General features: G+C 35.0%; 18 protein-coding genes and 2 tRNA genes. 2 read left to right on the top strand and 18 right to left on the bottom strand.

Annotation, left to right across the window (positions count from 1 at the left end; translation table 11 throughout):
• The 15 genes from ligA to Q0Y70_RS02690 form a co-directional block, all read right to left on the bottom strand.
• Window positions 1-2,007 carry an NAD-dependent DNA ligase LigA gene (gene ligA / locus Q0Y70_RS02760; protein WP_297816230.1) on the bottom strand — a complete coding sequence of 669 codons (2,007 nt, stop codon included), beginning with the start codon at window positions 2,005-2,007 and terminating at the stop codon, window positions 1-3.
• A gap of 36 nt (window positions 2,008-2,043) precedes the next feature.
• Window positions 2,044-4,290 (bottom strand): DNA helicase PcrA, encoded by a 2,247-nt coding sequence (gene pcrA / locus Q0Y70_RS02755; RefSeq protein WP_297816227.1) that lies wholly within the window; start codon window positions 4,288-4,290, stop codon window positions 2,044-2,046.
• An 85-nt stretch (window positions 4,291-4,375) separates the two neighbouring features.
• On the bottom strand, window positions 4,376-5,008 hold the full coding sequence (locus Q0Y70_RS02750) for a glycoside hydrolase family 73 protein (protein WP_297816225.1): 633 nt from the start codon (window positions 5,006-5,008) through the stop codon (window positions 4,376-4,378).
• A gap of 3 nt (window positions 5,009-5,011) precedes the next feature.
• The gene (locus Q0Y70_RS02745) at window positions 5,012-5,629 is read right to left on the bottom strand and encodes an ECF transporter S component (protein WP_297816223.1); all 618 of its coding nucleotides are present in this window, start codon (window positions 5,627-5,629) and stop codon (window positions 5,012-5,014) included.
• Window positions 5,630-5,701: 72 nt separating this feature from the next.
• Window positions 5,702-5,787: transfer RNA gene (locus Q0Y70_RS02740), tRNA-Leu, on the bottom strand.
• A 54-nt stretch (window positions 5,788-5,841) separates the two neighbouring features.
• Entirely contained in the window at window positions 5,842-6,300 is a 459-nt protein-coding gene (locus tag Q0Y70_RS02735; RefSeq protein ID WP_297816221.1) for a SprT family protein, read from the bottom strand.
• A 75-nt stretch (window positions 6,301-6,375) separates the two neighbouring features.
• Entirely contained in the window at window positions 6,376-9,045 is a 2,670-nt protein-coding gene (locus Q0Y70_RS02730) for a calcium-translocating P-type ATPase, PMCA-type (protein WP_297816219.1), read from the bottom strand.
• A gap of 171 nt (window positions 9,046-9,216) precedes the next feature.
• Window positions 9,217-10,050 carry an ammonia-dependent NAD(+) synthetase gene (gene nadE / locus Q0Y70_RS02725; RefSeq protein ID WP_297816217.1) on the bottom strand — a complete coding sequence of 278 codons (834 nt, stop codon included), beginning with the start codon at window positions 10,048-10,050 and terminating at the stop codon, window positions 9,217-9,219.
• 3 nt (window positions 10,051-10,053) lie between these two features.
• A complete protein-coding gene (locus tag Q0Y70_RS02720) occupies window positions 10,054-11,526 on the bottom strand; it encodes a nicotinate phosphoribosyltransferase (protein WP_297816215.1) in 1,473 nt (490 codons plus the stop codon).
• A 98-nt stretch (window positions 11,527-11,624) separates the two neighbouring features.
• Window positions 11,625-12,323 carry a glycosyltransferase family 32 protein gene (locus Q0Y70_RS02715; protein WP_297816213.1) on the bottom strand — a complete coding sequence of 233 codons (699 nt, stop codon included), beginning with the start codon at window positions 12,321-12,323 and terminating at the stop codon, window positions 11,625-11,627.
• Window positions 12,320-14,299 (bottom strand): glycosyltransferase family A protein, encoded by a 1,980-nt coding sequence (locus Q0Y70_RS02710; RefSeq protein WP_297816211.1) that lies wholly within the window; start codon window positions 14,297-14,299, stop codon window positions 12,320-12,322. Before Q0Y70_RS02710 ends, Q0Y70_RS02715 begins: the two co-directional genes overlap by 4 nt.
• A gap of 1 nt (window position 14,300) precedes the next feature.
• Window positions 14,301-15,401: a glycosyltransferase gene (locus Q0Y70_RS02705; protein WP_297816209.1), complete on the bottom strand. Its 1,101-nt coding sequence runs from the start codon at window positions 15,399-15,401 to the stop codon at window positions 14,301-14,303.
• 34 nt (window positions 15,402-15,435) lie between these two features.
• Window positions 15,436-16,164 carry a WecB/TagA/CpsF family glycosyltransferase gene (locus Q0Y70_RS02700; protein WP_297816207.1) on the bottom strand — a complete coding sequence of 243 codons (729 nt, stop codon included), beginning with the start codon at window positions 16,162-16,164 and terminating at the stop codon, window positions 15,436-15,438.
• Between the two features lie 9 nt (window positions 16,165-16,173).
• A complete protein-coding gene (locus Q0Y70_RS02695; RefSeq protein WP_297816205.1) occupies window positions 16,174-17,604 on the bottom strand; it encodes an oligosaccharide flippase family protein in 1,431 nt (476 codons plus the stop codon).
• A 10-nt stretch (window positions 17,605-17,614) separates the two neighbouring features.
• Window positions 17,615-18,754, bottom strand: coding sequence for a CDP-glycerol glycerophosphotransferase family protein (locus tag Q0Y70_RS02690; RefSeq protein ID WP_297816203.1), 1,140 nt, complete (start codon window positions 18,752-18,754; stop codon window positions 17,615-17,617).
• A gap of 120 nt (window positions 18,755-18,874) precedes the next feature.
• Between Q0Y70_RS02690 and tagD the strand changes: the two genes are divergently transcribed.
• Complete coding sequence (gene tagD, locus Q0Y70_RS02685; protein WP_297816201.1) at window positions 18,875-19,261, top strand: glycerol-3-phosphate cytidylyltransferase; 387 nt, start codon at window positions 18,875-18,877, stop codon at window positions 19,259-19,261.
• 55 nt (window positions 19,262-19,316) lie between these two features.
• On the opposite strand, the gene Q0Y70_RS02680 is transcribed toward tagD, so the two are convergent.
• Both Q0Y70_RS02680 and Q0Y70_RS02675 read right to left on the bottom strand, forming a co-directional pair.
• Window positions 19,317-20,018: a GntR family transcriptional regulator gene (locus Q0Y70_RS02680; RefSeq protein ID WP_297816199.1), complete on the bottom strand. Its 702-nt coding sequence runs from the start codon at window positions 20,016-20,018 to the stop codon at window positions 19,317-19,319.
• A 74-nt stretch (window positions 20,019-20,092) separates the two neighbouring features.
• A complete protein-coding gene (locus Q0Y70_RS02675) occupies window positions 20,093-21,214 on the bottom strand; it encodes a hypothetical protein (RefSeq protein ID WP_297816197.1) in 1,122 nt (373 codons plus the stop codon).
• 86 nt (window positions 21,215-21,300) lie between these two features.
• Here Q0Y70_RS02675 and Q0Y70_RS02670 point away from each other — a divergent pair, with 86 nt between their 5' ends.
• Window positions 21,301-21,603 carry a rhodanese-like domain-containing protein gene (locus Q0Y70_RS02670; RefSeq protein WP_297816195.1) on the top strand — a complete coding sequence of 101 codons (303 nt, stop codon included), beginning with the start codon at window positions 21,301-21,303 and terminating at the stop codon, window positions 21,601-21,603.
• Window positions 21,604-21,675: 72 nt separating this feature from the next.
• Here the strand turns inward: Q0Y70_RS02670 and Q0Y70_RS02665 are convergent.
• A tRNA-Gln gene (locus tag Q0Y70_RS02665) sits at window positions 21,676-21,746 on the bottom strand.

Raw genomic sequence — 21,746 nt, 5'->3', positions numbered from 1 at the left:
CTATTTGTTAATTTGGGCAATTGCTTCTTTTTCTGTCAAAGTTGGGACACTTAACTGCTGAGCCTTAGTTAATTTCGACCCTGCATCCTCACCATAAATTACATAATCTGTCTTTTTGGATACAGAACCTGTAACTTTAGCACCTAAAGCTTGTAGTTTTTTAGTAAACTCACTTCTAGTAAAATCAGCTAATTTTCCAGTTAAAACAACCGTCTTATCTTTAAAGAAATTATCAGCAGCTTCGCTTTCAACTGGACCTAAGTAGTCCATATTGACTCCAGCGTCTTGAAGCTCTTGAACCAATTTTTGTGCTTGAGGCTGTTTAAAGTATTCAACCATTGAATCAGCAATCGTCTCTCCTATTGTATCGATTGTTGTCAATTCTGGCACGGTCAATTCCATAATCTTTCCTAAGTTTTTATATTTTTCAGAAATTAAGCGTGCAGCTTTTGCACCGACATGGTCAATTCCAAGCCCAAAAAGTAATAACTCGACTGAATTTTGTTTACTGTTGTTTATCGAAGTTAATAAATTACTGATTGCTTTATCTTTAAAATGATCCAACTGACTTAATTGATCATCAGTTAAATGATATAAATCAGCGACATCTTTCACAAATCCTTTATCAATGAGTTGTTTAACGATTTTTGGTCCTAAACCCATGATGTTCATGGCAGGACGAGATGCAAAGTGCGTTATTCTTTCTTCAACTTGCGCAGGGCACATTGGATTAACACATCTTAAGGCAACTTCACCTTCAAGATGAACCAATTTTTCACCACAAGATGGACATCTGGTTGGAATTTCATAGGGCTTACTATCTTTTGGACGTTTAGACAAGACGACCTGTGAAATTTCAGGAATAATGTCTCCAGCCTTATGAAGCAAGACTGTATCTCCAATTCTAACATCTTTTTCTTTTAATAAGTCAGGATTGTGTAAAACGGCTCGAGAAACAGTAGTTCCGGCAAGCTGCACCGGATCCATCACTGCTGTAGGTGTAACAACCCCAGTGCGTCCAACTGTCCAAACAATGTCACGGACAATTGTTTCTTGTTGTTCAGGTGGAAATTTATATGCAATTTCCCATCGTGGCACTTTTACAGTATTACCGAGATCTTTTTGCAAGGATAGGTCGTCAACTTTTAAAACAATCCCGTCAATTCCATAGGTTAAACTATTGCGTTTTTGAGTATATTCATCAATAAAGTCAAAAACTTCATCCATACTCTCAAATCTTCTACCAGTGGGATTTGTATGAAAGCCTAATTTCGCCATTTCTTCAATAGCCTGATGCTGGCTGGTAACATCTTGAGGTGGATTAACCCATGTATAAATAAAAGTACTCAAATCACGTTTTTTGGTAATTTTGGCATCAAGCTGGCGTAGTGAACCAGCTGCAGCGTTACGAGGATTAGCAAAAATCTGCTCACCCTCACTATCTCTTAACGCATTTAAGCGCGCAAATTCTTCCTTACCCATAAAACATTCACCACGTACTTCGGTAGTGATCTTTTCAGGTAAAGTTTGTGGAATATCTTTGATAAAGCGAGCATTAGCTGTAACATCTTCACCAATCCGACCATTTCCACGTGTCGACGCTCTGACTAATTTACCTTCTTGATATTCAAGCGATAAAGAAAGTCCGTCGATCTTTAATTCAACGTTATAAGCCACAGGATGACCAACAGCTTTTTGAATTCTTTCATCGAATTCTTTTAGCTCATCTTTAGAAAAGACATCCCCCATTGAAAGCATCGGGACTGCATGATTTACTTTAGAAAAGTCGCTCTTAATTTCTCCACCGACTCTTTGAGTAATTGAGTCGCTACTTTTGAGCTGTGGAAATTCATTTTCTAACTTAAGCAATTCATTGTAGCTTTTGTCATAAACTGCATCTTCTACGACAGGGGCATCTTTTGCATAGTATGCATCGGCCCATTTATTTAATTGCTGTCTCAAATCCGAGACTTTTTTGCTAGCTTCTTGCAACGATATCTTTGCCATAATTTTATCCTTTTTTACTAACTCAATTATCTATAATTATAGCTTTTTAATTGGTGCAAATGCAGCTAAAAGGCGCTTTATTCCCATTCCAGAAAAGGCAATATCTAATTCCATATCTTCGCCTGTTCCATTGACTTTGACGACGACTCCTTTACCCCAAGCTTTATGTTCAACTTGATCGCCAACATTCCAAGATTTTTTATCAGCTCCAACTGCTCCAGAAGCTTTCTTAGCAGTATAAACTTGAGCATGAGCTCTTTCATTTAACTTGGCAAAAGGAATTGTTTGTTTAGTAAAGTTACGTGAAGAAACATCAATAATGTTATTATCTGGTGAAATATTGTCGATATCTTTATCTTCAATTTCATCTAAAAATCTAGAAGGCGGATTATTTTGTGGACGTCCATAAAGCATTCTTGAAAAAGCATTTGTTACGTATAATTCTCTTTCAGCACGCGTAATTCCTACATATGCTAAACGACGCTCTTCTTCAAGATCATCTTCACTTTGAGATGAGCGAGCTAATGGGAATAATCCTTCCTCCATCCCAACTAAAAAGACTACTGGAAATTCCAGACCTTTAGCTGCATGTAGAGTCATCAGTGCTACTTGATTTTCTTGATCGGCCAAATCATCTTGATCACTCAGCAGGGTCACTTCTGATAGAAAATCACCCAAAGCTGTTGAATCTTCGTCTTCTGGCTCATAATTATCATCAAAACGTTTAGTTACAGTCAAGAATTCATCTAAGTTTTCCAAACGGGTATCTGCTTCAATTGTATGTTCATTTCTCAAAGCTTGACTATAGCCGAAATCTTCAAGAATCTTCTCAGTTAATCCGGTGACACTATGATCTTTTGCATACTTGATAGCATCTTCTAAATTGCTACCGAATTCAGCAAATGTCTTAGCTACCTTGCCGCTAATTGGAGCTAGAGCCAAATTTTGAAAACCTTCTAAAACAGAAAAATCATGTTCATTTAAAAAGCTATTGAACTTTGCCATGCTGATTGGCCCAATTCCTCGTTTAGGAGTATTAATAATTCGGTTCAAACTCATCGAATCAGCAGGGTTAGCTACTATCTTCAAGTAACTTAAAATATCTTTAATTTCCTTTCGGTCATAGAACTTGTGACCACCAACAATCTTGTAAGGCACATTAGATTTAACAAAGGCTTCTTCGACGTTACGAGATTGAGCGTTTGTTCTATAAAGAACTGCAAAATCTTTGTACTTACGCTCTCCTTTTTTCATTTCTTCTTGAATCTTAGAAACAATAAAGTGAGCTTCATCATTGCCGCTTTGGGCACGATAGTAATTTACCTTTTGACCTTCCCCGCGATCAGTCCAAAGCTTTTTAGGTTTACGTTTAAAATTGTGCTTAATCACCGCATTAGCCGCATCTAAAATGTGGCCGGTTGAACGATAATTTTGCTCTAACTTAATAGTGTGAACTTCATCATTTTGATAGTCTTTTTCAAAATTCAAAATATTGTTCATGTTAGCGCCACGCCAGCCATAAATTGACTGGTCGGCATCCCCAACAACACAGATATTTTTATATTGAGCTGCTAACATATGACAAAGTTCATATTGAGCTTGGTTAGTATCCTGATATTCGTCGACTAAGATATAACGGAATTTATTTTGATAATAATGCAGAGTAGCCTTATCTTTTTTGAATAAAACAAGCGTCTGCATAATTAAATCATCAAAATCCATAATCTGATCACGTTGCAGATGATGTTGATACTCACGATATACCTTGGCTGTCACCTTTTCAAATGGGCTCTTAGCTTGCATTTCAAAGGCATCAGGCGTCATCAAGTCATTTTTTGCATTTGAGATAGTAGCCAAAATTGCCTTTGGATCATACATTTTAGGATTAATGTTAAATTCTTTTTGAATTCGTTTAACTAAAGTTAATTGTTCTGCTGAATCCGCAATTGAAAAACTCTTTGAGTAGCCGATTTTATCAGCATCTCTACGTAAAATTCTGACGCACAATGCATGAAAAGTTGACATCCAGATACTTTCAGCTACCGGTCCAAGAAGTTTTTGTACGCGTTCACGCATCTCACTAGCCGCTTTATTGGTAAAAGTAATCGCTAAAATATTCCAAGGAGCCACATTCTTTTCTTCGATCAGATAAGCTACTCTTCTAGTTAAAACCGATGTTTTTCCACTACCTGCGCCAGCGACAACTAGAAGTGGTCCATCAGTACACTTAACAGCTTTTTTTTGCTGCTCATTTAAGCCTTGTAAAATTGATTCTTCGCTCATTTTGCTCCCCATCTACTTAAACAAAAAACAGTAAAAATTGACCTATCCATTATAACAAAAAATAGCTCATCTGTTCGATGAGCTATTAATTATCGTATTGAGTTAAATTATATTCCTCAATAATTTGAATTACTTTATTCGCATAGCCAGGATCAGTCGCATAACCATCAGTTTCTAAAGCTTTAGCTTGCGTTCGATAATCTTTGGCTGCTAGGACATGTTGGTATTGTTTGGAGTTCCAAGTTGTCCCATTTACAAAAAGCATAGTGTGTGCGTGAATACTTGCTTGATAAGAATCATATATTTGAAAGCGACCATGAATTGTTTCCCAACGGCCATTCACAAATTCTTGTGTTGTCATAACTTGACTAGTATTAGGATCGCTACCTTTTACTCCAAATAAATTATTATATTTTTTAGCTAATTCACTTTGACCATAATTACTTTCTAAAGCGGCTTGAGCAATCGTCACGCTAGGCAAGATCCCATAGGGTTTGTCTTCATTTTGTGCAATTGGCGCAATAGTTTTTATAAAATTACTACGACTTTGCATAGCCTGTTTTTTTAGCATTTCTTGCTGTTGAAGCTGCTGATTAGTTAACACTTGATGACGATAATAAAGTCCAGCAAGTAAGACAACAAAAACAATTGCAAACGCAAAAACCTTCAGTAGTAATAAATTATTTTTATTGCTTCTTGATCTTGACCTTCTCGGCATTATTTATCGACTCTTCTTACTTAAAAAACGTCTTAACGGCATCACAATAATAGGAGTAACCACGCCAGTAAAGATTGCCTCAACTACTCCGTTCATCCCTAAAGCTACTAATAAAATCCAAATTAATGGAGCTTGCGACGTACTTTGACCCAAATTATGAAGAAGGGCGGCGGGATTATTAGCGAAAAATAAACTGGTCAGTGTAATTACCAATAAAGTATTAATCAGCGATACTGCTAATCCACTTAGCCCAAAAATAAATGTTTTTTGACGTCTACTTTCTTCTTTAGCTGCAAGCGAAATCATTCCACCTGCAAACCCCGCTGCCACTCTAGGTACAATGGCAATAAACGGATTTTGAAATAGCATCAAAGATACCATGTCGCCAGGCTGAGTATAAGCCAAAATTAAACTTAATACTCCCCAAACAAGTCCCATAGCAGTTCCAAATCCAGTACCTAATAAACCACCTGCAATTGCAACTGTCAAAGGAATAATAGTAATTGATGGCAAAGCTGGCAAAATTCTAATATATCCTAAATATGGCACGAAAGATTGAATAATTAAAATAGCAACAAAAATTGCCCCGATGGTAATATTTTGTACTTTTTTACTTGTCATATCGGCAAGCTCCTTAACCTTCATTATTTTTCTAGCAAAAAAGGAAGCCGCATCAACGACTCCCTTATCCAGTGCGGGCGAGAAGACTCGAACTTCCACGATCTAAAAGCGATCACAAGATCCTTAGTCTTGCGCGTCTGCCATTCCGCCACGCCCGCGTACTTCAATAATATACCAGAATTAAGCAAAATAAGCAAACATCTTTTTCACTTTTATTTATTATTAATAATCAATTTTAGTTTTCCACCACATTTTCCACAACGATAACGCGCAGTATTAACTCTGCGAACCCGAGGATATCGAAAATGACAAGCTTGACACTCATAAACGTAATTGATCTTGCGCCTATTTCTTAATCCAATATCTGGTGCATAACGCGAGCCTCCAACTTTAGCTAATAAAATCTTAAAGTCACGATTTTGATGTTTATACCCAAGGCCTAATAAATGCAAATGATAGTGAGTTAATTCGTGCTTAATTATTCCTATTAGGTCTTGAAAGTATTCGGGTTTTAAAAAATGGCCATTAATATCAATATGATGATCTGATAAGAAGTATCTCCCACCAGTCGTACGCATGCGATTATTTATTTTTACTTTGTGAATAAAGGGACGGTTAAAATATTTTAATGAAATAACTTCAACTAATTTTTGTAATTCATTCTCATTCATACGTGCATTTTAAACCAAAACAAAAAAGACCCCAAGCAAAAATTTGCTTGAGGTCAAATTGTTAAGAGAAATTTATTATTTCTTTCCCATTGAGCGTTGAACTAATTTAACTACTTCAACAATTAAAATCATCAATACACCCGCACATAAGACAACGAGCCATTGAATTCCATCTAACTCAGTAACATCAAATAGTTTTGTCATAAATGGCAATTCTACAGCAGACATGATAAGTGCGGCAATAATAATTGCACCGTTAAACCACTTATTAGAAAAAGTATGTGCTCTAAAGATTGATTGGTGGATGTATTTTGAATTAAATGCATGGAATAGCTGAATTAAACCTAAGGTTAAAAATGCCATTGTCAATGCATCTGCATGTTGCAGTTGTGGATTAGTTACATGTGGTCCAACATGAAGACCAAATTGGTAAGCTCCTAAAACTAAAATACCTTCTAAGATACCTTGATAAATAATGGAACTTGCTACACCGCCACTAAAGAAGTTAGATTTCTTACCACGCGGCTTGCGATCCATAATTCCGGCTTCAACAGGTTCAACTCCAAGGGCAATTGCTGGTAAGGTATCAGTAACTAAGTTAATCCACAATAATTGCACAGGCTCTAAAATATCCCAGCCTAGCATCGTCATCATAAAGACTGTTAAAACTTCACCTACGTTACAGCTCATTAAGTACAAGATAGCCTTTTGAATATTAGAGAAGACTTTACGTCCTTGTTTAACAGCTTCAACAATCGTCGCAAAGTTATCGTCAGCTAAGACCATATCACTAGCACCTTTGGAAACTTCAGTACCAGTAATTCCCATACCAATTCCAATATCAGCTTGTTTTAAACTTGGTGCGTCATTTACACCATCACCTGTCATCGCAACAATTTTATCGTTTGCCTGCCATGCCTTTACGATTCTTACTTTGTTTTCTGGAGAAACACGAGCATATACACTGTAGTCTTGAACATGCTTAATAAAGTAATCGTCTGACAATTTATCTAATTGCGCACCAGTAATAACCGCTTTATTTTTTTCAGGACTTTCTTGTAATATTCCTAAACGACTAGCAATTGCGGCCGCTGTAATTTGATGGTCACCAGTGATCATTACAGTTCTAATGCCAGCTCTTTTTGCTTCAGCTACAGCAGCTTTTGCCTCTGGTCTTTCTGGGTCAATCATACCGACAAGGCCTGCAAAAATCAGATCTTGTTCGACATTATCTGTAGTCGGATCATCATAAGGCTTATCAACATATTTATAAGCTAACCCTAGTACACGCAACGCATTTTCAGCCATATCTTTATTGGCAGATAAAATATCTTGTTTTTGCTGATCAGTAATTGGGTCAACTTTACCATTTATTTCTACGCTAGTTACACGCTTTAATAATTCGTCCGGAGCGCCTTTAACAGCTACATAATACTTATCCCCAAACTTATTCACAGTTGACATCAACTTACGAACTGAATCAAACGGTACTTCTTGAATTCGTTTATCTTCTTTTAAAAGTGTCTGAACATCAATATTTTCATCAAATGCATATTGAATTAGAGCTGTTTCAGTCGGATCACCTAAAAGTCGGCCGCCTTCTTCAATTTGAGTATCATTTGCCAAAATCATCGAAAGAAGTGCTGGATTATCTTGTTTAATTTCTTGATCTTGATCGTGGATTACACCATTATAGTAGACTTTTTCCACAGTCATTTGATTTTGAGTTAACGTACCAGTTTTATCAGAACAAATGATATCAGTGGCACCTAAGGTTTCAACAGCTGGCAACTTTCTAACAATTGCTTTATGTTTGGCCATTGTCTGGGTACCCAAGGCCAAGATAATTGTGACAATTGCTGGCAAACCTTCAGGAATTGCAGCAACTGCTAAAGAAACCGCAACTAAGAACATATTAATCATCAAAGTTGAGTTTCGATCAGCCGGGTTAGCTTTTAAGACCCCAACGATAAAGACAACCACACAGATTGCCAATATCATAATAGTTAAAGTTTTACCAAGCTGGTTCAAATTGCGCTTTAAAGGAGTATCAGTTTCATCGGCATTGTTAAGCATTGTGGCAATCTTACCAACTTCAGTGTTCATCCCTGTAGCCGTTACAATACCTTCCCCACGTCCATAAGTTACGCTGGTGTTAGCATAAGCCATGTTAATCCGATCGCCTAATGCAACCTCACCATCTGGCAAAGTCTCACTGCTTTTATCAACAGGGACCGATTCACCAGTTAAGGCAGACTCTTCAATTTTTAAACTTTCAGCTACTGTCAAACGCATATCAGCTGGAATTACGTCACCTGCTTCAAGCAAGACAACGTCACCAGGAACAATTTCCGTACTTGGAATTTCCAAAATAACATTATTACGTCTTACATGTGCACTTGGCGTCGACATTTCTTTCAAAGCATCAATAGCTGCTTCTGATTTAGCTTCTTGAAAAGTTCCAAGAATAGCATTAATCAAAACAACGATCATGATAATTGCGGCATCAGTCCATTCCTGGGCAACAATACCAGATACAATGGCTGCAATGATCAAGACAATTATCATAAAATCTTTAAACTGATCAAAAAAGCGTGATATTATACTTCGCTTTTTCTTTGAAGCTAATGCATTTTCACCATATTTGTCTAAACGTTTTTTAGCTTCTTCATTGCTTAATCCCGTTTTTAAAGACGTATCAAGGTCTTTTTCAACTTCTGGAATATTTTTATCGTAATATTTCAAAACTTTCCTCCCTAAGAAAAAAGACTTATGCCCATCTCTGGCGCATAAGTCTCACTCATTAAGACAAGTCCAGAAAGTCAGCGCTCTCGGTTGTTGGGCTTGTCGCAATCGCTTGCCGTTACTCCCTTATTACCTATACTATTATATTAAAAGATATGATCTTTTATCAAGTTACTTGTTCTTGTAAAAATCATCAAAAATAGTTACAGGCAAGTGACGTTTGTGTTCACTCTTTTTCCACAATTTTTCAATTTGCTCAGCAGCTTTTTCGCTAACTTGGCGACCTTCAAGATAATCATCAACTTCATCATAAGTTACACCAAGCGCTACTTCATCTGGTAAGTCTGGCTTTTCTTCTTCTAAGTCGGCAGTTGGAGCTTTCATGTATAAGTGTTTCGGACATCCTAATTCTTTGAGCATTTGCTTGCCTTGACGCTTATCTAACCGAAATAAAGGCGTGATATCTGCTGCACCATCACCATATTTAGTGTAAAAGCCAGAAAAGTTTTCTGCAGCATGGTCTGTTCCAATTACTGCTCCAGAATTTGCACCAGCAATCGCATACTGAACGACCATTCTTTGCCGAGCCTTAATATTGCCCTTGTTAAAATCGGTAATTTTTTGACCTGTAGCTTCAACAACTTTAACTAAAGCATCAACTGGTTCTTTAATATTTACAATCAAATCTTGGTCTGGTTTTTGAAAAGCAACAGCATCTGCAGCATCACTAGCGTCATTTTGTTTACCGTAAGGCAAACGCACAGCGATAAATTGATAAGAATTATCACCAGTTTCTTCACGCATTTCGCTAATTGCCATTTGCGCAAGCTTACCTGCTAAAGTCGAATCTTGACCACCTGAAATTCCCAAGACATAGGTCTTTAAAAAAGGATTCTCTTTTAAGTAATTCTTGAGAAAGTCAATAGACTTTCTAATTTCTTGTTTTGGATCTATTTCAGGCTTAACGTGTTCATAAGCAACGATCTTTTCTTGTAAGGGTCTCATCAATTAATAGCCTCGTTTCATAATTTTGCTTCTGATATCATTGATTAAATTCATCTTGTGGTCATAAAGTTCTTGTGACAAATCAACTGGATAGTCTTGCGGATTCAAGCTTCTCTTATATTCATCCCATAAACCATCTAAGTTCTTAGCAGCAAAGTCCTTAATTTCTTTCAAGCTAGGTTCATGGTAAACTTGTTCACCTTGTAAAAAGATAGTTTGAAGAAGTGGACGCGCAGTAAAGTCCGTGACCACCTTATTGATGTAGGTATATTGCGGATGGAACATAAATAGTGCTTCAAAATCACGTGGATCTTCATCATAACCTGATACCCAATCACCTTCATTTTTCTTTTCAGAATTGGCTTGGATACGCCAGACTTGTTTTTTACCTGGGGTAGAAACTTTTTCTGCATTTGAGGAAATTTTCAAAGTATCACGCATCTTGCCGTTTTCATCTTCAATTGCGACCAACTTATAGACACCACCTAAAGCAGGTTGGTCAAATGCAGTAATTAACTTAGTACCAATTCCCCAAACATCAATTTTGGCATCTTGCATCTTAAGGTTTTGGATAGTTTTTTCATCTAAATCATTCGAAGCAAAAATCTTTGCATCTCTAAAACCAGCATCATCAAGCTGTTTTCTAACTTTCTTAGAAATATAAGCCATATCACCAGAATCAATTCTGACACCTAAGAAGTTAATCTTATCGCCCATTTCTTTAGCAACTTTGATAGCTGTTGGAACCCCGCTGCGCAAAGTATCATAAGTATCTACTAAAAAGACACAATCTTTGTGAGTCTGCGCATATGCTTTGAAAGCTTCATATTCATTGTTAAAGCTTTCTACTAATGAGTGTGCGTGTGTTCCTGAAATAGGGATACCAAATAATTTTCCTGCACGAACATTACTTGTTGAATCAAAACCACCAATATAAGCTGCGCGAGTTCCCCAAATTGCAGCATCAGTTTCTTGAGCGCGACGAGTACCAAATTCCATCAAACTGTCGTTTCCTACAGCCACTTTAATGCGAGCGGCTTTAGTTGCAATCAAAGTTTGGAAGTTAATAATGTTCAAGATCGCTGTTTCGACTAATTGACATTGAGCAAGCGGACCTTCAATTTGCATAATTGGCTCGTTAGCAAAAACTAGCTCACCTTCTAAAGCAGAACGAACAGTTAATTTAAGCTTCAAATTACGCAAATAATCAATAAAATCGTCATCATAATCTTCTTGTTCTTTAAGATACTGCAAGTCACTTTCTTTAAAGTGAAAATTATTTAAGTAATCAATTACATGACTTAAACCCGCATTTAAAGCATATCCATTGCCAAATGGTTCTTTTCTAAAGAAGACTTCAAATACGGCATTTCTTTCACTCATTCCCTTTTTGAAATAAGTGTACATCATATTAATTTCGTATAAATCTGTGTGTAAGATCAATGAATCATCTTGATCAATATTTGTATTTAACATTGTTCCTCACTAAATAAACTTTCTATTGTTTGTCTATAATTATAATCAAACACGCGCAGATATCAAAAAAGCATTGTCAAATTAACAATGCTAATTTATTATCTAAATACTTTAGCGTATAAACCGGCTTCAAATGGTGTCTTAATTTGGAGTTTTAAGTTAGTTACAATCTTACGCTTCAAAGGCTTAGCACCTTCCATCCAAGTTCCAGTAAAGACATGAATTGTTTTAGAATTTTTAGATGGATTACATAAAATACCATCTGGATAAACATGAATGCCATAAGTAAGCCATTGTTCTTTGTTATTAGGCTTAGCTCCATATTTTTCTTTTAAGATATCAGAAACTGAAACAGTATTTACGCCTGCCATTTGATCTTGATTATCAAATTCAAAATCACGATCATTATAATAATCAAGCATATCCTTAATTAAGCGATGGTGTGGTTCCGCTCCAAAGACAGCAGTGAAAGGATTATCTTTATTTTCAAATCCGGTAAAAGCACGATTATTTAAAAGGTCGTGTAAATCATCTAATACTAAGACATCAGTATCTAAATAAATACCACCATATTCATAAATTGCCTTTGCTCTAATGTAATCAGAAACAAAAGCCCACTTCTTTGCCTTATAAGCTTGTTCGACATACTTATTTTCATGGATATCAAAATTACTTTCGTTCCATTCGATAATCTTGTAGTCACCCAAATGCTTTTTCCAAGTTTTCATACATTTTTGAATTTTCTTAGGTTTAGGATTGCCACCTACCCAAACATAGTGAATAATCTTTGGAATCATTTTTTTACCTCAATTTTTACGTAATCTTTTATCGTGAAAAATTCTAGAATTCTTTCTAGTTTTTCTTTATCATGACGTGTTACTCGCATTTTACCAGTTCCTTGTCCAATAGTCTTCATCATTTCAAAATAGAAGGGATCAAGCTGGTTTTGACTAAGCTGACGATTAAATAAACGTATATCAGCTCCATCAAAGATTTTTAATTCAGCAGGAATAGCAATATCTTTTTCTATTTCTTCGTTATAATTCTGGCTGAAGTCAACAATTGCTTTGACATAAGGATTAGATAAATCTTTTACCCGCCGGCTAACTACACTTGGAGTAATATTTTTTAAACTAGTTCTTCCTTGCTTAAACAAAACTGGACAAATACTTGAAAGTGCAAACTTGTTCATTGCCCGATAAAAAATTGATTGCAATTTAAAACTTGGAATATTTAAGCGACTTAAAATATGGTGTAAAGTGCGCAACTCTCCAGAAAGAACATTAACACTACCATCAGCGGAGTTTAAATAATTACCTTCAAATACTCGATACTTTAAACCAATAAAGTTGCTATTAACAAGTTTTAGCCCAAAGTTAGACTTTGCATCATACCAGGCAGGTAAATTATCCGTTAAATAATTTTGCTTAACTTGGTTTTCAAAAACTTCGCGCCGCCAATAAGTAAAATCAACATAGGGATTTCTTCCTAATCCTAAAGCAGTCTTAGCTACAGTGGTTTTGCTATCATAATAAGATTTCGTTCGAAAGATCTTGCCTAACTTTCCCTTGGCGTCAATTTCTTGAATACCAATAAAGATTCCATCACATCGCTCGCCACATAATGCACTCATTGCCCGATAAAAGACGTTCGTATCATATAAGACATCATCAGAATGCAAAATATAACATATATCACCAGTGATATATTTCAAGCCATGTTTCACCGCATTCAATTGATCTTGATTAGTTTGTTTAATATATCTTACAGGCAGTTTATTATAAGCTAAATATCGTTTTATTACATTTTCAGTATCATCAGTGGAACCGTCATCTACAATCACGACTTCCCAATCACGATAAGTCTGGATCTTCACAGATTGCAAAGTTTCAACAATTGTATCCGCTCCATTATAAGTTGGAATAATTACCGAAATTTTGCGCTGAGTATTAGCAAGCTCGATATTTCCCAGGAAATTTAATAAGCTTAGATAAACTAAAAGCATCAAAACTAAAAAAGAGACGCTCAAGATTTGTGGTTGAGCAAATAATAATGCTAATTCACTTACTCCAAGGTAAATAATGGTGCCAAAGATAATATGACTAGTTAAGACTAATTTCTCTCTATTTCTTAACAAAAAAATCGCGATCAAAACGATTAAAACTACGCCAATAGCTTCAATCAACCAATTAAGATTGTTAAGGTGAATAATTGGCCATTCAGGTATGAACCAAACAATTGCAATCAAAGTTGGAATTAGATAAGTTAGTAAAATTAATAACCTAAATTGTTCCGTGTGCGTAATTAGAAATCTTTCAAAATATAAAACCAATGCCAAAACTGAAATTACGAGTATAGCGATATCACCACTTCTGGTCATAAAATTGGCTAATGTATTCATATTTAAAGTAATCAAGATCAGGTTTTTGATATTGAAATGTCTCTCCGTAAAATACAAACTCAAGGCATATGAAATAAGTGCTAATTCAAAAATAAAATTACCGATACTGACACTGTATAACCCCAACTGACTGCCAAGATTTATTAAAGCTACAGAAACTGTCAGCGTACTAGTTGTTTTTTCTAAAAACCATTGATCAAGATCACGTAAATCAGTACTAAAAATCGCTAATAGTAAAACTAATCCAATTACGCAATCTCCAATATAGGCATATTGTAATTTATTATCAAAATTGGTTACGGACAATACAATAATTGGCAGTAAAAAAACAATTCCTACTAAAATGTTTAGCTTTCGAGTTTTTGTAATCATTTTATTTTTCATCCAGCACTAATTCATAGTAATTCTTAATAGCAACTAATTGATTTTTTATAGAAAAATTATGGCTCAAGTACTCTTTTTCAATTTTAGCCATTTGTTTAAGTTGCTGTTTACTCATTTGGCTAGCTTTATTCAAATCATCACTCAGATCGTTTTGATCACCAATCTTAATCACAAAGCCGTGTTCATCATCTGGGATCATCTTACGCACATCCCCAACACTAGTAGACAAGATTGGCAATAAATTATCGCTTGCTTCAAGCAAGACTAACGGAAAGCTTTCTGAATATGATGTCAGAACTGCTAAGTCCATCTTCCGATAAAGTTCTACAATTTCTGGATGACTCAAAAAGCCATGAAAAGTTACCTGCTGATTAATGCCCAAATCACGAGCTAATGCCTTTAAATTATTTAATTGCGAGCCATCCCCCACAATATGCAAATGAATATTAGGGTCGCCTGTCTGTTTTAAAGCTTTCAAGAGCATATCTTGTGCTTTAACTTTTTCTGTTCTACCAACATTTACGACGTTAAAGTATGGATGATCGTATTTTGGCGGGATTTGAGAATCTGGATGAAAAAAGATGCCATTATAAATCACGCAAATTTTAGTTTTAGGTAAGCCTATCTTATCAACTAACAGATCAGCGAAATTTTGAGTAATAGCAAAAACCCCATCTGCTTGTTTCAAAGCTTTGATATTTAACTTAGTGAATATATCGCCCAAAAATCCGCGACCTTCAAAATCTCTCAAAGGATCGGAATGGACAGTCACGATCCATTTGGCATCAATTTTTTTATGGATTAAATCGACAAATAAATTTGCACGAGCACCATGAGAATGGACAATATCAAAGTTATTGTCATTAATAAACTTAGTTAACCGTTTTAAAGCTCCTAAATCATATCTGCTCTTAGTACCCAAAACAGTTGTTTTAATACCAGCAGCTTGAGCGGCTTTGGCAACTGGACCATCTGCTAAAGTAAGTAATTCAAAATCTTCACCACTTTCTTTAGCCTGAGTTAATAAGTTAACGATATGAAATAAGCCTCCGCCTTTTTCAAGACCCGCATTTACATGTAAAACTTTCATCTATGATTATTCTTTCTAATACTAGCTTTATTACTTACTTTTTCTTTTTATCTTTTTGTACTTCTACTACAAATTTAGGTAAGGCAAGCATTCTTTTAAAACGTGTAGGATTTGTAATTAAACGGTAAAACCATTCAAGATGAGTCTTTTGAAAGGCTTCTGGTGCACGTTTTACTTGTCCAGAGAACACATCAAAGCTGCCGCCAACTCCCATCATTAAAGCAGGTAAATTGTCTTTGCGCATAATAGAAATTAGTTGTTCTTGTTTAGGAAAACCAACTGCCGCAAAAACCATATCTGGCTTAGTTGCCTCGATTTTTTTGGCCATAGTATTGAGATCTTCTTTAAAGTAGCCATCTTGAGCGCCTACTAAGACGATGCCGGGATATTCTTTAGCAATTTTTTCTTTAACAGCTTCAATCACTTCAGGCTTGGCACCAATTAGATAAACGCGTAATTTACGCAAGCTAGCAACATGCATGAACCAAGTGAATAAGTCATAGCCTGTCACTCTTTCTTTTAAAGGTGTTTTTTGCATTTTGCCCGCTAAAACCACACCTATTCCATCAGCAGTAATAAAGTCAGGATCATTTTGAAGTAACTTCATAAAGTCATGATCTTGCTGAGCAAGCATAACAATTTCTGGATTAGCAGTCACAATCATCGTCGATAAATGGTTATTAATGCGACTGATAAATTGATCCTTGAATTCTTCTAAAGAATAATTATCAAAATCTACTCCCAAAACGTTAACTTTAGGCATAACATCCTCCTAAGCCTTCTTCATAAACTTCTTAACTAATAAAATTATGTCCTTATTAAGATCAAATTTAAAGATAAACATTAATCCTGCATATATTGCCATTACAATAATAGACTTAAATGCCATATTCAAAAATGCAGATGGAATAATATTTGGAATAACCATCCCAATTGCAAATGAAATTAGTGCAATCAAGAAATATTTGGGAATATCATGAAACACATATCCAAATTCATAGTCATCTCTTACAATCCAAACCCGCAATATACATACAACTAATTCTGTAATTAAGATTGCAATTAAAGCTCCCGTAGCAGCTAGACTACGATCTAAGAAATAAGTCAAAATAACTTCACAAATTGCCCCAATAACAACTGGAATAGCATATTCTTTATCGCGTTTATTAGCTAAAGCAAACTGATTGGCAAAAACTCCCCCTAAAGGAATAATGACAATTGTTAATGTAAACCAAAACATCAAATTAGTCATTGGAATATATTTATTACCAAAAAAGAATGGCACAAATTGCTTGGTATTAACCATTACAACTACAGCAAAGATTAACCCCAACATGACAGTTACTTCAAGAGATTTTTTTAAAACAACTTTTTGTGTTTCTTTTTCTTCTGCCGCCATTTTTGGCATCATAACTAAAGTGATGCTTGTAATAACTCCCAAGATCATATTTGAAATTCTTTGCGAATTATCATAAAAAGAAACCTGTGTGGAATTTTGATAAAGTCCTAAAATTGGCTTATCAAGTGATGTATAAACTTGCGTTGCAATCTGTGGGATCAATAAAGTGATAATTGCAATCACTGATTCTTTTAGTCGATAAAAATGTTTTACGGGCTTGCCAACGTATTCACGAATATTAATCCAAAAAACCATTGACCCAGCTAATGTCGACAAAGACATAATCAATAAGTACTTCCACAAATCACTAGGATTTCTAACTAAGCCAAAAATTAAGACTACAGAACATAGCTTAACTATTGTATTACGAAGAACCACTTTCCCAAATTCGGCTAATCCTTGGAAAAACCAGGAGATATCAAGTTGAGCCGAAATCATAAATGGCACCATCAATAAGATATAGTTCCAGTATTTAACTTTGACAATAGTCACAAATGCAACTGTAGCTAAAATCATGACTACACTTGCTAAAGCTTGGAAATACCATAATCCCCAAAAGGCTTCAGTTAATTCTTGTGGAGTTGAATGAGCGCGAGTACGAGAAATCGTCCGCATCCCAATATAAGAAATAGATAATGAACAAAATACCATTAAAAATTGAATAGTATTGTTAACATTACTATAAATACCATAGGTGCTTGGTCCCAAGTTTCTAGATAAATACGGAACTGTAATTAAAGGAACCAAAACCAAAAATATCTGATATACAGCATTATAAAGAATATTGAGTAATGTTTTTTTCAAAACTTCTCACCTAACTATTAGCTTTCTCAAAATTACGCTGACAATTACCTTGGCTATCAATCGTATATGTTAAATTGAGCCAATATTTTCTCGTCTTTTCAAAATCATCTTTACCGACACTTAATGCTTTAATCATTTGATGTTGATCATTAATACATCTGCCTGGCACCACATCTTCATATGGTGCAAGCAATAAACCACGAATTTTTTGATATTGCTCAAGATAATTAGTTACAAAGTAGATCGGCTTGTCTAAATGGAGATAGTCAAAATAAATTGATGAAAAATCTGTCATTAAATAATCTGTGCTAGCTAACATTTCGTATAAATCAATATCTTTATCAGTTAGATAAGAATTGTTTAAAAAGCAGATATTTGAATACAAGTGCGTTTTGCTTGCTACTAGCTTCATTTCATAAGGATGTAGTTTGATAATCAAATATTGATGCAATTTTTGCAGTTCTTTATTTAACTTTTCGCCATCAAAATCATCAAAAGCAAAAAAGTTTCCAGATTTAATTTTTTCCATGACACTAGCATCATTCAATTCAAATCTAAAAGTTGGCATATAAATACCTATTTTTGCCTGTGAGTCGTCAGTATCAAAAAGATCTTTTAACAGCTTTTGTTTTGTAATAGCAGGCGTAAATAAAGCATCAATTCTTGGGAACCCAGTTTCGATGTATTTTTCACCTTCGATTGCACTACAAGACGTCATTAATGTTTCATATAAAGGACTACTTGATACAACGCGATCAGCTTGTTTTTGCCAAATGCGCATGTTTTTGACATCGTTTTGATAACTATCATTAGCTGCCATAAAGCCCATTCTCTTTAAAGGGATACCATGCCAAAAGCAAGTACAAACTTGGCTCTTCTTAATTTTAAATGGCTGATGAGTGGTAAATAAATATTTAGCTTGACCGATTTTTTTCCATGTAGCCCAAGGTAAGTGACTTGTCGGCCAAGGCTCAACTAAAACGGCCTGGATTTCAGGATGATTTTGCTTTAAATATTTATAGAAAATATATCCATTAGAGCCAGAACGGCCTCCGCCATTTAAAACAACATATAAATTGTCATCAGTTTTTGTAAATTTCAATAGAAATTTGATACATGATAAATAAACAGTAAATAAAAAGCTTTTCATAATTTCTCCTAATTATAAATATTCTATCAAACTCCCTAATCTTTAATTAAAAAAATTAAAACTTTTACTATTTCTTCACTTCTCATTTGTTAAAATATAAATATCTATAAGGAGACAACTATGAAAAAGATAATTACTTACGGAACTTTCGATTTATTACACTACGGCCATGTACGTCTGCTTAAGCGTGCTAAAGAATTGGGCGACTATTTAATTGTGGGTTTATCAACTGATGAATTCAATGAGTTCAAAAAACATAAGCAAGCTTACAACGATTATGCTGAAAGAAAGTACATCTTAGAAGCGATCCGTTATGTTGATGAGGTTATTCCTGAACAAGATTGGGATCAAAAAGTCAAAGATGTTCAAAAATACGACATTGATACTTTTGTCATGGGCGATGACTGGAAAGGTCAATTCGACTTTTTAAAGCCTTATTGCGACGTAGTTTACTTGCCAAGAACACCAGGTATCTCAACCACAAAAATCAAAGAAGATCTTAAATAAGCAAAAAAGGGTAGTATTCACATGGATACTACCCTTTTTTGCTTATTTCTAATTTTTACTTAGCAAATGTAAATTCAAATCTTTCTGCAACATATGATGCACGAACATATTCAAATGGGATACCATTGGATAACTCAGTTACCTGTCTTCTAGTTACCAATGCTTCACCCTTATGCACCGATAAAAGTCGCGCATCATTTTCACTAGCTACACTAGCTCCAATATGTTCCACTACATTTCCTATCTTATAATTACCTTTTTGTTCTAAAGTTTTGTACAAACTAGTTGAAATTTCATCTTTTGAAAATTTAGAAACTAATTTAAATGGAATAGTCGCTACTTCATAACAAATTGGTACTTTGTCAGCTGAACGCACCCGTTCCATTCTTAAAACTAAATCGGTATCTTCTATCTTCAATTTTTCTTTTTCTGATAATGATGGTTTAGTCACGCGATAAGAAATTAACCTACTTGAAGGAACTTGACCATTTGATCTAGTAATATCAGTAAAAGACATTACTCCAGACATTTTTTCTTGAACTTTTTGACTTGCAACATAAGTTCCGCTACCAAGTCGACGTTCTAAAATCCCTTCATCTTCTAAAGTCTTAATCGCCTGACGCAAAGTCATTCGAGAAACATTAAATTTCAAGGCTAGTTGTCTTTCTGCAGGAATTCTTTGTCCAACAGTATATTTTTTGTTTTCAATGTCTTTTTTTATTTGATTATGAATTTTGATATACATTGGTTCTTGCATGACATCCACCTCTATCTTAATAATACTCTTCCGTTTACTATTGTATCTTAAATTGGTCTAATTGGTAAACACCATTACTTATCACTTTTTTTGGCATTCCATCTAACACCAGAAATCTCAATATTAGTGCGCTTATTACATTCAATATCTAAGTCTTTGCTGCTAAGAGATAGAATACCCAGCTTTGCTTTAGCATCATCTTGAACGGCCATCACTGTATTATTAGGATTTAAAACTAAATCTTTACCTGTTAATGATGCGTTTTTATTCAAGGCAATAAAGAATTCGAACTCTTCACTCCCAGAAAAAGCACTGCGCATAGCATCACAAATGCTATTATCTTGAAAATCTGCATGGCTGATAATTGCACAATTGATCAATGTAAGTTTTGATTCATCACAACAAATTATCCGATCCAGCTGGGTATTTTGCATAATGGTGCGCGTATTTTTATCAATAAATACCCCACCTTTAAATTTACAATTTACGATATTTACCCAAGATTCATCAGAAATATAAAGACCCGCATCCTGTCGTGATAAAATTTCAGAATTAAGCATATTTACCCAAGTTGACCCATGAATTAAAGCTGTTTTAACCAGTGAATTATTGAGATCTAACTCACTATTAGATTCTGGATAAGTACTGATACTTCCGTTGATATGTGAATGTGAAATAATCGATGTTCCCTTACCTTGAATACCCAAAGCAGAATATTTTTCAGAAGGATAGTCGATTAATGAGTCATTCATTGTAATTCTAAAGTTAGACTTCTTAAACATTGACACACTAGCATTTAATACTTGTGTAGAAAACAGCTCTAACGTGCATCGTCCATTTACTGCAATACCAGCAGTATCATCTTCATTTCCGCGGATCACTACGTTTCTAAGTGTTAAATATGTATCTGTACTTTCTTCGACAAAAATTGCGTTATTACGTGCTTTAGCTTGAATACAGGCATTCTCAACTGTGAAGAAATTACAATCCGGGCCTAAGGTAAAAAATGTTTCAATAATTGTATCTTCTGGACTAGCCCCAGTTCCTTTGATAGTTATATCGGTCACATCCAAACCTCGAGGCCATTGATAATATCCTGGTGCAAGCAACAAGACATCATCTGCTTTTAAGGTTTTGAGTGCAGTTTTCCAGTCGATTCCATCTCCACGTACACCAACTTTAACTAGTCTTGTCATTTAGCGGTCCTTTCTTCTTAAAAAATTCATAAAAATTTCGATAGTTGAACAAATTTTGTTGTTTAAATAATTTTTGGAGGTTAAAAATGCACAAGATATCAACACAAAAACTTAAAGAACTTTTACGCGATAATCCTAACATTCATTTAATCGATGTACGTACACCGGTTGAATTTGCTTTTGGACATGTTCCTGAAAGTATTAATTTTCCTGTTGAAGAAATTCATCAATTTAATTTCCCTAAAGATGATCAATACTACTTCATCTGCCATACAGGAATACGTTCAAAACATGCCTGTAGGTTATTACTAAATAAGGGTTACAAAAATATAACTAATATCACTGATGGCTTCATTAATTGGCGTGGTGAAGTTGAATCAGGATTCTAATTAAGATTACAAAGAAAAGAGGTCATCAGATTGATGACCTCTTTTTCTCGGGTTGGGTGTTCTTTCGAACTATTGGGTTAGCTGGATTCGAACCAGCGCATGATGGTACCAAAAACCATTGCCTTACCACTTGGCTATAACCC

This window comes from uncultured Lactobacillus sp. (assembly GCF_947367085.1).
In the GTDB taxonomy this organism is placed as follows: Bacteria; Bacillota; Bacilli; order Lactobacillales; family Lactobacillaceae; genus Lactobacillus.
This window is presented reverse-complemented; position numbering and strand designations above follow the sequence as displayed.